Genomic DNA, 14,089 nt, shown 5'->3' on the forward strand with positions numbered 1-14,089 from the left:
GGGTGCCGGGGTGGATCTCGATCCAGTCGGGGCCGGTGTGGACGGTGATGCCCAGGCGCCGGAGGTTCTCGGCACAGGCGTCGAGCCGGTCGCACTCCTTGACCCGGGTGTTGGCGACGTCCTCGATGCGGACCGGGCCGTCGGCGAAGGGGGCGATCGCGGCGAGGGTCGGCATGGTGTCGGAGATGTCCCGCATGTTGACGGTGAGGCCGCGCAGGGTGCCGGTGGAGCGGACGGTGGTGCCGGTGGCGGTGGTCTCGACCTCGGCGCCCATCCGGCGCAGCACGTCGACGAAGGCCAGGTCGCCCTGGAGGGCTCCGGTGCCGAGGCCGGGGACCGTGACGGAGCGCCCCGGTTCGAGGGCCGCGGCGGCGAAGAAGTAGCTGGCGGTGGAGGCGTCGGGCTCGATCGCGTAGGTGTGCGCGCGGTAGCCGGTGGGGGCGACGCGGTAGGTCCGTCCGTCCCGGGTGACCTCGGCCCCGAAGGACCGCATCATCGCGAGGGTGATCTCGACGTACGGCTCCGAGACCAGGTCGGTGACGGTGATGTCGAGGCCCTCGGCGGTGAGCGGCCCCAGCATGAGCAGGGCGGTCAGGTACTGGGAGGACTGTCCGGCGTCGAGGGTGAGCGAGCCGCCCTTCACCCCGTCGGCGTGGACGGTGAGCGGGTGGTGGCCGTCCTTCTCGCCGTGCCGGAGGTCCACGCCGAGCTCGCGCAGGGCGGTGCTGAGCGGGCCGAGGGGACGGCGGCGCATCTGGGCGGAGGCGTCGAAGCGGTAGGTGCCGTGGCCGGCGGCCACCAGGGTGGGCAGGAAACGGGCGGTGGTGGCGCCGTCCCGGCAGTAGACCTCGGCACCGTCCGTGCCGGGACCGGCGGGGCGGCCTTCGACGTGCCAGGCGTCGGGCTCTCGCCGGATCGCGTAACCGAGGGAGGCGAGGCCCTCGGCGAAGCCCTCGGTGTCGTCGGAGACGAGCGGGCGCACGAGGGTCGTGGTGCCTCCGGCCGCTGCGGCGAGGAAGAGCGCCCGGGCGGTGACGGACTTGGAGCCGGGGATGTCGATGACGGTCACGGCCCCATCCTGCCGCTTCGTCCGGCCGTGCGGGTCGGCGGTCCGGCACGTGGACGGCACGTCCGGTCCCGGTGCGGGGACCGGACGTGCCGCGCCCTACGGGATCGTGCGGTGGACGTCCTCCCGCTCGGACGGTCCGGGCGTCGCGTCCGCGATCCAGGGACCTTCGCCGCTCGGGTCCACGATGCCGGCCTCCAGCCAGGTGTGGCGGCCGGCGAGCACCGCGTCGACGACCCGGCGGTCCAGGTCGTCCGTGTTGGACCAGAGGCGGTCGAAGAGCTCCTCGGTCCGCAGTCGGGCCTGCCGGCAGAAGGCGTCCGCCAGCTGGTGGGCCTCACGGCCGTGGTCCGTGGTGGTGCGCAGCAGTTCGGCCCGGACGCACGCGGCGCTCATCGCGAAGAGTTCGGCCCCGATGTCGACGATCCGCCCGAGGAAGGCCTGTTTGAGCTCCATGCGGCCCTGCCAGCGGGACATCGCGTAGAAGGTGGAGCGGGCCAGCCTGCGGGAGGTCCGCTCGACGTACCGGAGGTGGCCGGCGAGCCCACCGAACTCCCGGTACGCGCCCGGTAGCTGGCCGGGGCCGGTGACGAGTCCCGGTAGCCAGCGGGCGTAGAAGCCGCCGGCCCGGGCGCCGGCCTTCGCCTTGTCGGCGAGCGACGCCTCGGGGTCGATGAGGTCCCCGGCGACGGAGAGGTGGGCGTCGACGGCCTCCCGGGCGATCAACAGGTGCATGATCTCGGTGGAGCCCTCGAAGATCCGGTTGATCCGCAGGTCGCGCAGGACCTGCTCGGCGGGAACGGCGCGTTCGCCCCGCGCGGCGAGCGAGTCGGCGGTCTCGTAACCGCGACCGCCGCGGATCTGGACGAGTTCGTCGGCGATCAACCAGGCCTTCTCGGAGCCGTACAACTTGGCGAGGGCGGCCTCGATGCGGATGTCGTTGCGGTCCTCGTCGGCCAGCTGCGAAGCCAGGTCGACGACGGCCTCCAGGGCGAAGGCGGTGGCGGCGATGAAGGAGAGCTTGGTCCCGACGGCCTCGTGACGGGCGACCGGCCGGCCCCACTGCTCGCGTGCCCCGGACCATTCGCGGGCGGTCTTCAGGCACCACTTGGCGGCGCCCGCGCAGGCCGCGGGGAGCGAGAGCCGGCCGGTGTTGAGCGTGGTGAGGGCGATCTTCAGGCCGGCGCCCTCGGGGCCGATGCGGTGGCCGGCCGGGACCCGCACCCGGTGGAAGCGGGTGACCCCGTTCTCCAGGCCGCGCAGTCCCATGAAGGCGTTGCGGTGCTCGACGGTGATGCCGGGCGAGTCGGCCTCGACGACGAAGGCGGTGATGCCTCCGGGGTGGCCCTCGGAGGCGGGGACGCGGGCCATCACGACGAGGAGGTCGGCGATGACCCCGTTGGTGGTCCAGAGCTTGACGCCGTCGAGGACGTACGCGTCCCCGTCCGGTGCGGCGGTGGTCGCCAGACGGGCCGGGTCGGAGCCGACGTCGGGCTCGGTCAGCAGGAAGGCGGACAGGTCGGTGCGGGCGAGCCGGGGCAGGAAGGCTTCCTTCTGCTCCCGGGTGCCGAAGAGCTTCAGCGGTTGCGGCACCCCGATCGACTGGTGTGCGGAGAGCAGGGCGCCGACGGCGGGGCTGGCGGAACCGACGAGGGCCAGGGCGCGGTTGTAGTACAGCTGGGTGAGGCCGAGACCGCCGTACTCCGGGTCGATCTTCATGCCGAGCGCGCCGAGCTCCTTGAGCCCGGCGACCGTCTCGTCGGGGATGCGGGCCTCGCGTTCGATGCGGGCGCCGTCGATCCGGGTCTCGCAGAACTCGCGCAGGACGGCGAGGAAGGCCTCGCCGCGGCGGACATCCTCGGCGGCGGGGAGGGGGTGGGGATGGACCAGGTCGAGGCGGAATCGGCCGAGGAACAGCTCCTTGGCGAAGCTGGGCTTGTGCCAGTCCCGCTCGCGCGCGGCCTCGGCGACCTGCCGGGCCTCGCGCTCGGTGACCTGGGGCCGCGGGGCGGGTGCGGACATGGACACCTCCTTGGGCTTCCCGTCCGTCGTACCCGATTTCGGCGGGTCCGGAAAGGCGGCGGGTCCGGAAAGGCGAAAGGCGGCCCGAGCCCCCGCACAGTGGGCGCTCCTCACCCCCGCTGACCTGCGGCCTTTCCCCGACCAGCACCGGAGCAGAAAAAGTCAGCCCCGTTCAGCCGGTCCTGGGGAACTCTAGGGCCCCATGGGCTACCTCCGTGTTCCCACGGGAACATCCGAGGGAACGCGTATCTCCCAGGGATACGAGCCGTCCGGGAGACGTTCCCGACCGTCGACACGCCACTGCCCCGGCACCCGGTCACCTGGCCGTCGGGGCAGCGACCCGTCCAGGACCGGGATCGGCCTGGGGGACGTCGTGCGGCAGGCTGCTAGCCGCCGGGCCTCGGGTTCCAGAAGGGTTCTGTGGGGCGCCACGGCTCGGGACGCGGGGGCAGCTTGCTGACGGACTCAGCTCGCCGGGGCCGACACGGCGGCGTGCAGCTCCCGGACACCGGCGGCACGGGGGTGCCGCTGCGCGAGCTGCGTGACGATGCTGCGGATCGCGGGCCGGTCCCGTACCTCGCCGGGGCTCGCGCGGTGAGCGTCGAGCAGGGCGCGGGCGGTCTGCTCCCGACGGCCCCACGCCCACCAGGCACGGGCCATGTCCGTGCCCAGGCGTGCCTTCCGCTCGGCCGTGGGGAAATGCTCGGGCCGAAGCTTCCGCCCGGCCTCCAGCGCCGCGCCTGCGTCCCCCAGGGCCCAGTGGACCCCAACGGTGTAGAGGTCCACGGCCGCCGGGTTGATCGGGAAGAGACGGCCGGCGGGCGCGATGACCGGCAGTCGGCGGGCAGCGTGCCGGGCCTCCTCTGCCATGGCCAGGGCCTCGGCGCGTCGGCCGCCTCGGGCGGCGGTGTAGGCCAGGGTGCACAGCATCTGCGCGTAGGCCGAGGACGCCGCGTCGGTCCGGAGCCCTGTCGCCTCCACCCGAGCCGCGGCCGACTCCATGAGGGTCTGGGCTTCCTCGCCCCGGTCCTGGTGGCGCAGCACGATCGCGAGCTCGCGGGAGGCAGCGGCAGCGGCGAGCGGGGAACCGGACACCTCGGCCCAGGTGTGCGCGCGGTCGGCGGTGAGGCGGGCCTGCTCGTACGAGCCGAGCTTGATCAGCAGGGCGGCGCTCAGACTGTAGACGGAGGACAGCCGGGCCTGATCCAGCCCGCGGCGCGAGGAGGCAGCGGCGTGCCCGTCGGCGAGGAGGCCCGGCAGCAGCCCGAGGAGCTGCGTGTGAGCCCCTTTGTCGTACAGGTCCCGGGCGGAGGCCACACGGGCGTCCAGGGCGCCCCTGCCCGTGGGCGGCGGGGTGTCGGCCAAAGCCCGGTCCATGCCGAGCAGCATGGCGGCCGGGACGGTCGCCGTGGCGGCGAGCAACGAGCGGCGGCGCATCGGGTCCTCCTCGGCGTGCGGACTGGCCGACACTCTAGTGCTGGCCCGTCCGGAAGGGGCCGGGGGCGCCAGAGAACTCACCAGGACGTGTCGAGGAACGCCCACCGTGGACGCGGCCCGGTGAATGAGCGTCAGGTCGGTGACCTGGGCGCGGCGTTCCATCCGCGAGACCGTCGCCGCCGAGCACCCCAGGTGCTCGGCGAGTTCCGCGAGCGTCCATCCTCGGTACTCACGGCCCAGCCGTACGAGTCCGCCCGGTTGACGCCGAGCGACTAACTCCCTGACCTTCGCACTGTTCCAGAGCGGGTCACCGGGCATTGGCCCCTCCCCTGCTACATGACCGGGGGCCACCACGGTACGGGCGCGGTGCGGCACCCGTCGAGACCGCTTGCAGAATGCGCAAACGCCTTGCACAGCAAGCTAGTTGATCACTGTCGGGGTGCCGGGTGCGGTGTTCTCGTTACATCGCCCCGCACCTCGTGGGGCACCATCCAAGGGAGGCACCATGGCAACCGCAGCCGACACCCCCGTCACCACCAACCCGATGACCGGCCTGGCCCGCTCCCCCCGTGACATCGTGCCGGCGGACCTCTGGGAGAAGCAGGTCGGCCTGCTGATGCGGGACTACCCGTACGACTCCGTCATGGCCACCCGCGTCCTCGGCCAGGGCTACGCCTACCTGCTCACCGCCATGTCCCTCCGGGGCCAGGGCCTGGGACTCGCCCCGAGCAAGCTGGTCGACATCGGTGCCCACACGATCATCCTGGACACCGTCGCCTACGCCGAGCTGTGCGACAAGTACAACGGCGGGCACTTCCTGCACCACGTGCCCAAGGTCGAGATGAAGAACGACGGGTCGGTCATCAAGACCGCCCACCTCGTCACCCGCGCCGGATGGGAGGTGGACCTCCCGCTGTGGGAGGACGCCGCCGACTGCGGCCCCTGCCACCCGGGCAACGACTCGCACTGACCCCCACGTGACCATCTCGGCGGTCCGGGCCCACGGCTCGGGCCGCCGAGGCACGCCCGGGTGACTTTCGCCCGAACAGGCAGCAGCCCCCGCGCGGTGCCGCCAGGATGACCCGGGTGACGACCACGACCACAGACCTATGGCACCACTACGGCCGGACCCGCGCCGCGCAGGACCACGCCGTCCCCGACTCCTTCCACTGGGTCTGGAGCCAGCAGGACGGGCCGGGCCCGGAAGTCCTCGGCAACCTCACCGGCAAGGCCCTGGCCGACCTCGGCGCCGGCACCGCCCGCCACGCCGCGCACCTGGCCGTGCACCACACCCCGGACCGGGTCGATGCCGTGGACGCCTCCCCGGCACAGCACGGCATGGCGACCACCCTCTACGCCTCGCTCGCCCCGCGCCTGAACCTCGTCCACCAGGACGTGGTCACCCACCTTCGCGCGCACCCAGACGCCTACGACGTGCTCTACAGCGTCTTCGGGGCGGTGGACTTCACCGACCCCCGCGAACTGCTCCCGGCCGCGGCCTGCGCGCTACGCCCCGGCGGGCGCCTGGTCTTCTCCACTCTCGCCCACTACCTGTCCGGCGCCCCCGCGCAGCCGGACGTCACGGCCGCCGAGGTACCGGCGAAGACCCCGGAGGGCGAGAGCGCCACCATGCACCGGTGGGTGTTGCAGGAGCACGTGTGGACCAAGGTTCTGGACGGGGCCGGGTTCACCGACATCCGCGTCGAGGAGCTGCCCGCCGGTGACGGCCCCCGGTCCGCCGCCACCCTCCTCGTCACGGCCGAGCTCACCGCCTCCTGAGCCCAGACGTACCGCTGCCCCGGCCTCGGTCTCCTGGGTGCCGGGGCAGCGGTACGTCGAAACGGTGTGGTCGGTCAGGCGGCGTCCCGGAGGCTGCCGCCGTCGTTGGGGTGGAGTTCGTGCTCGACGCCGCCCAGCCGGGTGGCCAGTTGTTCCCGGACTCCTCGACTGCGGCCTTGAACACCTTCGCCGCGTCCTCGTCGTCGAAGCGCTCGACCTGCCATCCGGCACCGCCGGGTCTCGCCACTTCACCTGGTGGCTGGCGATCTCCCCGGCCTTGTCTGTACGCAGAACTACGCTCGCCACGTGCGGAGCGTGTCCCTTCGTGTCCCCAGCGTGTTCCCGCGACCTCGCGGGAAGCGAGCTGGGGTCGACTGTCTCCGCAGTTCAGGCCAGGTAAAAGAGAAGGCGGCCCGAGCCCCCGCACAGTGGGCTCGGACCGCCTGGTCCGGTGGGACCTGCGCCTCAGAGGGCGAGGCCCGTCAGGACGAGCACCCGCTCGTACGTGTAGTCGTCCATGGCGTACTTGACGCCCTCGCGGCCGACGCCGGAGCGCTTGGCCCCGCCGTACGGCATCTGGTCGGCGCGGTAGGAGGGGACGTCGCCGACGATCACGCCGCCGACCTCCAGGGCGCGGTGGGCGCGGAAGGCGGTCTGCAGGTCATGGGTGAAGACACCGGCCTGGAGGCCGAAGTCGGAGTCGTTGACCGCGGCGAAGGCCTCGGCCTCGCCGTCGACCTTGGCGACGGTCAGGACCGGACCGAAGACCTCGGCACGGGCCAGGGTGACCTCGGCCGGGAGGTCGGTGAGCACGGTGGGGGCGTACGTGGCGCCCTCGCGCTTGCCGCCGGCGAGGAGCTTCGCGCCGGCCGCGACGGCCTCGTCGACCCAGGACTCGACGCGCTTGGCGGCGTTCTCGTCGACGAGCGGGCCGACGTCGGTGGCGTCCTCGGCCGGGTCACCGGTGACCTGGGCCTCGACGGCGGCGACGATCTTCGGCAGCAGGCGGTCGTAGACGGAGGCGTCGGCGATGACCCGCTGCACGGAGATGCAGGACTGGCCGCCCTGGTAGTTGGAGAAGGTCGCGATGCGGGTCGCGGCCCAGTCGAGGTCGGCCTCGGAGGACCAGTCGGGCAGGACGACGGCCGCGGCGTTGCCGCCGAGCTCCAGGGTGCAGTGCTTGTGCGGCACGGACTCCTGGATGGCGTAGCCGACCTTGTCGGAGCCGGTGAAGGAGATGACCGGGAGGCGCTCGTCCTGGACCAGGGCGGGCATGCGGTCGTTCGGCACGGTCAGGATCGACCAGGAGCCGGCCGGCAGGTCGGTCTCGGCCAGGATCTCGCCCAGGACCAGGGAGGAGATCGGGGTCGACGGGGCCGGCTTGAGGATGATGGGGGCGCCGACGGCGATGGCCGGGGCCACCTTGTGGGCGCTGAGGTTCAGCGGGAAGTTGAACGGCGCGATGCCGAGGACGACGCCCTTGGGGATGCGGCGGGTGAGGGCGAGGCGGCCCGCGCCACCGGCCTCGGTGTCCAGGCGCTGGGCCTCGCCGGCGTTCCAGCGGCGGGCCTCCTCGGCGGCGAAGCGGAAGACGGAGACGGCACGGCCGACCTCGCCGCGGGCCCACTTGATGGGCTTGCCGTTCTCGGCGGAGATCAGCTGGGCGATCTCCTCGGTGCGCTCGGCGAGTCGCTTCGAGACGTGGTCGAGGGCGGCGGCGCGGACGTGCGCCGGGGTAGCGGCGAACTCGTCGACCACGGCGTGCGCGGCGGCGACGGCCTCCTCGACCTGGGCCTCGGTGGGCACGCTGACCTTGCCGACCAGACGTCCGTCGTACGAGTTCGTGACGTCGAAGGTGGCCTCGCCGGTGGCCTCGCGGCCGGCGAGCCAGAAGGCGTGGGTGGTCGTCATTGCGTCCCGGCCCTTTCCGTTTCGGGGAGCGAGCGATTGCTCTCGTGACACGTTAGGGCCGAGCGGGCGGCCGTGGGTTTGTCCGGTGTGGAGTGGTGACCCCGGGGCTGCTGTCCGATTTGGCCCAAGCGGACGGGTGAGGGCGGGAGGCCGGTACCCGTGCGGCGGTCGGGGCCGTCGTGCGGCGGTCGGCAGGACGGCGCCGGTCGGGTGCGCCGGCGCCGGTCGGGTCGCGTGCGCCGGTGCCCGGATTCCGTTCCCGCTCCGCACGCCGGGGGCCGCCGGCGGAGCGGGAACGGAATCCGGGGCGGGAACGGCCAACGGGGCGGGAACGGCAGGTCATCCGCGCCGCTCGGTCGACACGATCAGACAGACGGCGCCGACGACGATCACACCGCCGAGGGCGATGGGCCAGGTCAGGGCCTCGTTCAGGACGAGGGCGCCGAGCAGGACGGCGACGATCGGATTGACGTAGGCGTAGGTGGCGGCGAGGGAGACCGGGGCGGTCTGGAGGAGCCAGGCGTACGCGGTGAAGGCGATGAGCGAGCCGAAGACGATCAGATACGCGAGGGCGGCCCAGGACCGGCCGGAGACCGCCGCCGGGTCCAGGTCGTGGTGCTCGCCGCGCAGCAGGGCCACGGCGAGGGCGGCGAGGCCGCCGGCCAGCATCTCGTAGGCGCTCGCGGTGAAGGGATTGGCGGGCAGCGTCAGCCGGGCGGAGGAGACGGAGCCGATGGACCAGGACAGCGCCGCGACGAGGACCAGCAGCACACCGCCGATCTTCACCTCGCCGCTCAGACCGGGGAGGGTGAGGACGCCGAGGCCGGCGAAGCCGAGCAGGACGCCGCCGACCGCACCGGGGCCGGGGCGTTCCCCGAGGGTCGCGCGGAGCAGGACGACCCAGATGGGGACGGCCGCGATGAGCAGCGCGGCGAGGCCGGAGGGGACGGAGGTCTCGGCGAGGACGACGAGTCCGTTGCCGCCGAGGACGAGGAGCAGGCCGACCAGGGCGGCGGAGCCGAGTTCCCGACGGTTCGCCTTGAGGGCGCTGACGCCTTGGCGCCAGGCGACGACCGCGGCGAGGAGCAGGCCCGCGGTGACGAAGCGGGCACCGCCGGAGAGGAAGGGCGGAAGGGTCTCGACCACGATGCGGATGCCGAGGTAGGTGGATCCCCAGACCACGTACACGATGCCGAGCGCGGCCCAGACGGCGCCGGTGATGCGACGGGCGGGGACGGCGCCGGTGCGGGACGCGGGGGCGACCGGGGCCGCGTCGGGGGCCGGATCGACGGCAGGGCTTGTCATGAGCAGGAGACTAGGGAGCGCGCGCCCGAACGGCCAGGGAAATTGCCCGGATCCGGGCAGGGTACGGCGCCTTTCGGGGCGGCAGGCCTCCTCGACCCGCCCCGGGAGAACGGGCGACGCTCGGGAGCGCGACGCCGGCGGTCGGGTGGTGGAAGCCACCCGACCCGATCCGCCGCGCCCCGACCCGCTGCTATCCGGCGTCCTCGCCCGTCGCCTTCAGCGCGAGCCACAGCTCCATCCGGACGTCCGGATCGTCCAGGGACCGGCCCAGGATCTCCTCCACCCGGCGCATCCGGTAGCGCAGGGTGTGCCGGTGCACCCCCAGGTCCGCCGCCGCCGCGTCCCACTGGCCGTGCCGGGACAGCCAGGCGCGCAGCGAAGCGACCAGATCACCGCGACCGGTCGCGTCGTGGTCCCGGAGGGCACGGAGCATCCCGTCGGCGAAGGCCCGGACGGCGTCGTCGGCCAGGAGCGGGAGGACCGAGCCCGCCGCCAGGTCCTCGTGCTCGACCAGGGCCCTGCCGCGCCGCCGGGCGACCGAGAGGGCCTGCTCGGCCTGCTTGTACGCGGCTGCCGCGGCGCTCGGTCCGGCCGGCGCGGAGAGCCCGACGACGACGCCGGCCTCCTCCGCCTCCCGGTCCGCGTACCTCCCGCACGCGGCGACGACCGCGCCCCCGTCCCCGGCGAGGGCGACGAGTCGCTGCGGGGTCTCGGCGACGGTGAGCACGGCCTCGCCCGCACGGGCGGCAGCTGCCTCCAGTGCCTCGGCGAGCACCGGCAGGGGCGGCTCGGCGGGCTCCTCTCCCCCGGCGGACTCGGCGACGAGCAGCCGGAAGGGGGCGTCGAGCACCCCCCCGTAGAGCTCCCCGGCCACCGTGCGGGCGTGCTCCGGCTGGCCCGCGAGCATCAGGCGGAGCACCGCGGCACCGAGCCGGTGCTCCGCGGCCTGGAGCGACCGGGAACGTTCCGTCGTGAGCGTGAGCAGGGCGATCGCCGAGTGGACCGCGTACCGCTCGGCGGTCCCGAGGGGCGCCCCGGTACCGACGGCGAGGGCACCGCGCACCCGCCGCCCGGTGCCGAGCGACTGGAGTTCGACCCGGTCGTCCGTGTTGCCGACGACGGCACTGGCGGGCGCGGGCCGCTCGCGCAGCCGCTCCACGTCGGGGGTGAGCCGGGCGGCCCGGCGCGCCGCCCACTCGGGCGACACCGCGACGACCGTCCCGGAGGCGTCGTACAGGGCGGCCCAGCCGTCGACGTGCGCGGCGAGCCGGTCGACGACGGCCTCGGGCCCTTCGGCGAGCGCGGCGCGGGTCAGCTCCCGCTGGGCTTCGAAGCCAGCGGTGACGGCCCGGTACTGGTCGGCGGAGATGGCGGCCGACACGGCCTTGCTGATGGCCAGGAACGGAGTTCTGCGCGGCACTTCCAGGAGCGGCAGGTGCTCCTCGCGCGCCGCGGAGAGCAGGGCCGACGGGATCTCCTCGTAGTTGACGCCCACGGCGAACCCCAGCCCGACCACCCCGGCACCGAGCAGGCGCCGCACGTAGCGGCGCATCGCCTCCGGGTCCTCGGCGTCGAGCGTGAGGGCGGTGGTGAGGAGGAGTTCGCCGCCCTCCATGTACGGGACGGGGTCGGCGAGCTCGCTGACGTGGGCCCAGCGGACCGGAGTGTCGAGGCGATCCTCACCTGCGCGGACGACGAGCTTGAGGGCGGAGTGTTGGACGAGCGAGGCGAGGGTGGGCGGCATGGGGAACCGTCGGACCTTTGGGCGAGGACCGCGCCCGGGGGGAGCCGTGCACGGCGGCGGAGAGGCGCCGCCCAGCCGGGCGGCGCTCCCCGATTGTGCCAGGGCCGCCGGGCGTCCGCTCAGCCGAGCGGCACGGGGTCCCGTTCCGTCCGGCGGAGGCCGGCCGTGGCGGACCCGTGACGGGCGGGAGCGCTGCCGGCGGGGCGGCGCCGGCACGCGGCGTCGCGCCGGCGCCGTCCCCGTTCAGCCCCGGAGGTCGACCAGTACCGGTGGCGTGTGCGTGCCCTGGGCCGTGGTCAGCGACACGACCGCGTGCCCGGGCGGCAGGGAGTGCGCGAGCTCCGAGGCGGACCACCGCTCCCGCTCGACCTTCCTCGTCGTGACCGCGTCCGTGGTGACCGCCCGTCCCGTGGCCTTCTTGCGCAGGTAGTGGATGAACCGGGTCATCGGCTGGTGGGCGAAGACCGTGTGGTGCGCGACCTCGGTGGTCTCCACCCACTCCTTGCCCCAGGTCTCCGCGAAGCCCCGGCCGTCCCAGGTGGAGATGCCGGCGAGCGCCACCCGGCAGCCGACGGCTCCGAGCAGCGGTCCGTGCAGCGCCTCGGGCACCTCTCCGAGGGTGCGGAGCCCCAGGACGACGCCGGCGTTGTGCGGGCGCAGCCGCTGGAGGGAGCGGACGGTGCCCCTGGTGAGCGCCCCGGTGGCGTCGTCGAGGACGAGGGAGACGAAGTGGGCGCGCTTGGTGCCCGTCCGGGCCGCCGACAGGAACTGGGCGAGCACCAGCCGGGCGAGGAGCCGCGAGGCCTCCTCGTGGCCGCTCGCGGGCAGCTTGATCCGGACCCGCAGCGGATGGTGGACGACGGACTTCAACGAGAAGGGCCGTACGCCGCTCCCGTCGGCGCCGAAGAACTCGGCGAACGCCGGACGGTCGAGGAGCGACAGGCGGTCCGCCAGGACCGGCCCCGCGTCGGCGGCGGTGCCGGCCTGCCGGATGCGGGCCTCCAGTTCGCGCCGCATGACGGCGGCGCCGTCGACCGGCAGCCGGTCGAGGAGTGCCGCGAGGGTCTCCGGGCCCGCTTCGAGGAGTTCCCGGAGGACCGGCACCGAGGGGAAGCGGCCGTGCACGGCCCGGTAGGGGCCGATGAGCTGGGCGAGGGTGGTGGCGGCCCGCCGGGTGTCGAGGTTCTCGACGTCGCCGACCAGGCCCTCCGCGAGCAGTTCGGCCGCTTCGTCGGGGTCGGTGAGGCCTGCGTACGGGTCGAGGTCGTACGGCGAGGCCGGGTCGCCCGGGTGGACCACGACGTCGTACGCGGCGTCCGGCCCGAGCGGCGCGTCCGCCGTGCCGACGGCGACGACCGCGCAGGCGCCGGTGAGGGCCTGCAGGGCGAGCGACTCGACGACCGGGGCGCTCAGCCGGGCGGTCTTCCCCGCGCCGGAGGGGCCGACGACCAGCAACGAGGTGGCGAGTGCCGCCGGTTCGAGGGCGAGACCGACGCCCCGGTAAGCGGCCGGGTTCCGCGGCTCGGCGACGCAGCGGCCGATGCGGACCTGCCCGACGAGGAGGTCGTGCACGGCGGTGCGGCCCGGGAGGTCGCGATCGCCCGAGGGGTGTGCGCCGGTGGCGGCGCCCCGGCTCAGCACGGCATCGGCCAGGGCGGCGGGGCCTCCCGGGTGGGTGCGGCCCGGTTCCAGGGCCCGCCGGATCCGTGCGCAGTCCACGTCGTTCATGCGTCCGGCCCAGAGCTCGGCGGTGAGCAGGTCCGCCGCCGGGCCGTGCCCGGCCGCCCTGAGCTCGGGCCACTGCGAGAGCGGCGGGGGCGCCGCCGGGTCGAGGGGCGGGCGGGTTCCGGCCGCCGTGGCGGCCCTGCGGGCCCCGAGCCGGGCGCGCAGGAGTGCGCCCCAGCCCCCGAGGCGGGCGAAGGGCCAGAGCACGGCGGCCGTGATCAGGGCGTACAGGGGATAGACGAGGGCGGGTGAGGCGAGGACGTCGTATCCGCCGCCGAGCAGCACCACGAGGGAGAGCAGCGGGGCGACGAGCGGCAGCGGCTCCCAACCGATGCCGGGGAAGGCGTCCGGCCAGACGAAGGTCAGGACGATCAGTGCGGCGCCCGCCGTGAGGGCGGCCCGGGCGGTCGGGCGGCGGTCGGCGAGGAGGTGGCGGGCGAGGTCGGACCACGCGCCGAGGCGGGCGATCGCGTAGACGAGCACGGCGAAGAAGAGCCCGTCGTAGACGACGTGGGCCTCGGCGCCGCGCCAGTCGCGGGGCGAGGTGGTTCCGGAGTACCACCAGTCGCCGGGGGTGAAGGTGGCGAGCGGGATCCACTGGTACGGGACGGCGCCGCGCCGCCAGGCGGACCAGATCAACAGCCCCAGCAGCAAGGGGATCAGCAGGCCTGCCACGGTGACGGGGGCGAGCTTCCGCGCCTCCCTGGGGGGTGGCGGCGGCACGTGCCTGAAGCGCCAGGTGCCGGGCGCGGCCTCGGGCCGGGGCGCGTCGATCCAGGCGACGGCGGGCGGGGTGGCGGGGGCCGGGGGCGCGGTCGCCGGGGGCTGCTGCGGCGGTGTCGACGGGCGCGGGGGCGCACCGGGCGGACCGCCCCCGGTCGGCCGGTGCGCACGGCCCGGTGGCAGGTGCGGCGGCGGGGTCGCCCCGCTGCGGCCGTCGGTCGGCGGCGCCGTCGGGCGCGGGACCGCGCCCCCCTTGGTGTCGCGTGACTCGTACGTGCCGTCGGTCTCCATGAACCCCTGCCCCCTGACCAGCCAGGTCGCCGCGTCTGTGCCACCGTCAATCTAGTGCGCCCGGGGCGCTCCGGAGGGGATTCGAC

The 14,089-nt window shown here is 74.4% G+C and carries 9 protein-coding genes; 2 read left to right on the forward strand and 7 right to left on the reverse strand.

Annotated features, from left to right (window positions below):
• The 3 genes from aroA to ACFW22_RS22420 form a co-directional block, all read right to left on the reverse strand.
• Positions 1-1,069, reverse strand: a 1,069-nt coding sequence (gene aroA / locus ACFW22_RS22410) for a 3-phosphoshikimate 1-carboxyvinyltransferase (RefSeq protein ID WP_386407440.1), incomplete at its 3' end; no start/stop codon positions are given.
• Positions 1,070-1,165: 96 nt separating this feature from the next.
• A complete protein-coding gene (locus tag ACFW22_RS22415; protein WP_386407443.1) occupies positions 1,166-3,088 on the reverse strand; it encodes an acyl-CoA dehydrogenase family protein in 1,923 nt (640 codons plus the stop codon).
• Positions 3,089-3,553: 465 nt separating this feature from the next.
• A complete protein-coding gene (locus ACFW22_RS22420; RefSeq protein ID WP_386407446.1) occupies positions 3,554-4,843 on the reverse strand; it encodes a multiprotein-bridging factor 1 family protein in 1,290 nt (429 codons plus the stop codon).
• A 187-nt stretch (positions 4,844-5,030) separates the two neighbouring features.
• Between ACFW22_RS22420 and ACFW22_RS22425 the strand changes: the two genes are divergently transcribed.
• Both ACFW22_RS22425 and ACFW22_RS22430 read left to right on the forward strand, forming a co-directional pair.
• A complete protein-coding gene (locus ACFW22_RS22425) occupies positions 5,031-5,495 on the forward strand; it encodes a glycine-rich domain-containing protein (protein ID WP_386407449.1) in 465 nt (154 codons plus the stop codon).
• Positions 5,496-5,602: 107 nt separating this feature from the next.
• Positions 5,603-6,304, forward strand: coding sequence for a class I SAM-dependent methyltransferase (locus ACFW22_RS22430; RefSeq protein ID WP_386407452.1), 702 nt, complete (start codon positions 5,603-5,605; stop codon positions 6,302-6,304).
• A gap of 465 nt (positions 6,305-6,769) precedes the next feature.
• Here the strand turns inward: ACFW22_RS22430 and ACFW22_RS22435 are convergent, their stop codons facing one another.
• The 4 genes from ACFW22_RS22435 to ACFW22_RS22450 all read right to left on the reverse strand — a co-directional run bounded on the left by ACFW22_RS22435 (position 6,770) and on the right by ACFW22_RS22450 (position 14,003).
• Positions 6,770-8,215: an aldehyde dehydrogenase family protein gene (locus tag ACFW22_RS22435; RefSeq protein ID WP_386407455.1), complete on the reverse strand. Its 1,446-nt coding sequence runs from the start codon at positions 8,213-8,215 to the stop codon at positions 6,770-6,772.
• A 339-nt stretch (positions 8,216-8,554) separates the two neighbouring features.
• Entirely contained in the window at positions 8,555-9,520 is a 966-nt protein-coding gene (locus tag ACFW22_RS22440) for an EamA family transporter (protein ID WP_386407458.1), read from the reverse strand.
• A 190-nt stretch (positions 9,521-9,710) separates the two neighbouring features.
• Entirely contained in the window at positions 9,711-11,264 is a 1,554-nt protein-coding gene (locus tag ACFW22_RS22445) for a PucR family transcriptional regulator (RefSeq protein WP_386407461.1), read from the reverse strand.
• Between the two features lie 243 nt (positions 11,265-11,507).
• Positions 11,508-14,003: an ATP/GTP-binding protein gene (locus tag ACFW22_RS22450; RefSeq protein ID WP_386407464.1), complete on the reverse strand. Its 2,496-nt coding sequence runs from the start codon at positions 14,001-14,003 to the stop codon at positions 11,508-11,510.
• Positions 14,004-14,089 lie beyond the last annotated feature (86 nt).

The organism is Streptomyces sp. NPDC058872 (genome assembly GCF_042743065.1).
In the GTDB taxonomy this organism is placed as follows: Bacteria; Actinomycetota; Actinomycetes; order Streptomycetales; family Streptomycetaceae; genus Streptomyces.

Excerpts from the sequence above, each read along its gene's own strand:
- ACFW22_RS22415 (WP_386407443.1), bottom strand. The coding sequence starts at position 3,088 with ATGTCCGCACCCGCCCCGCGGCCCCAGGTCACCGAGCGCGAGGCCCGG.
- ACFW22_RS22420 (WP_386407446.1), bottom strand. The coding sequence starts at position 4,843 with ATGCCCGGTGACCCGCTCTGGAACAGTGCGAAGGTCAGGGAGTTAGTC.
- ACFW22_RS22425 (WP_386407449.1), top strand. The coding sequence starts at position 5,031 with ATGGCAACCGCAGCCGACACCCCCGTCACCACCAACCCGATGACCGGC.
- ACFW22_RS22430 (WP_386407452.1), top strand. The coding sequence starts at position 5,603 with ATGACCCGGGTGACGACCACGACCACAGACCTATGGCACCACTACGGC.
- ACFW22_RS22435 (WP_386407455.1), bottom strand. The coding sequence starts at position 8,215 with ATGACGACCACCCACGCCTTCTGGCTCGCCGGCCGCGAGGCCACCGGC.
- ACFW22_RS22440 (WP_386407458.1), bottom strand. The coding sequence starts at position 9,520 with ATGACAAGCCCTGCCGTCGATCCGGCCCCCGACGCGGCCCCGGTCGCC.
- ACFW22_RS22445 (WP_386407461.1), bottom strand. The coding sequence starts at position 11,264 with ATGCCGCCCACCCTCGCCTCGCTCGTCCAACACTCCGCCCTCAAGCTC.
- ACFW22_RS22450 (WP_386407464.1), bottom strand. The coding sequence starts at position 14,003 with ATGGAGACCGACGGCACGTACGAGTCACGCGACACCAAGGGGGGCGCG.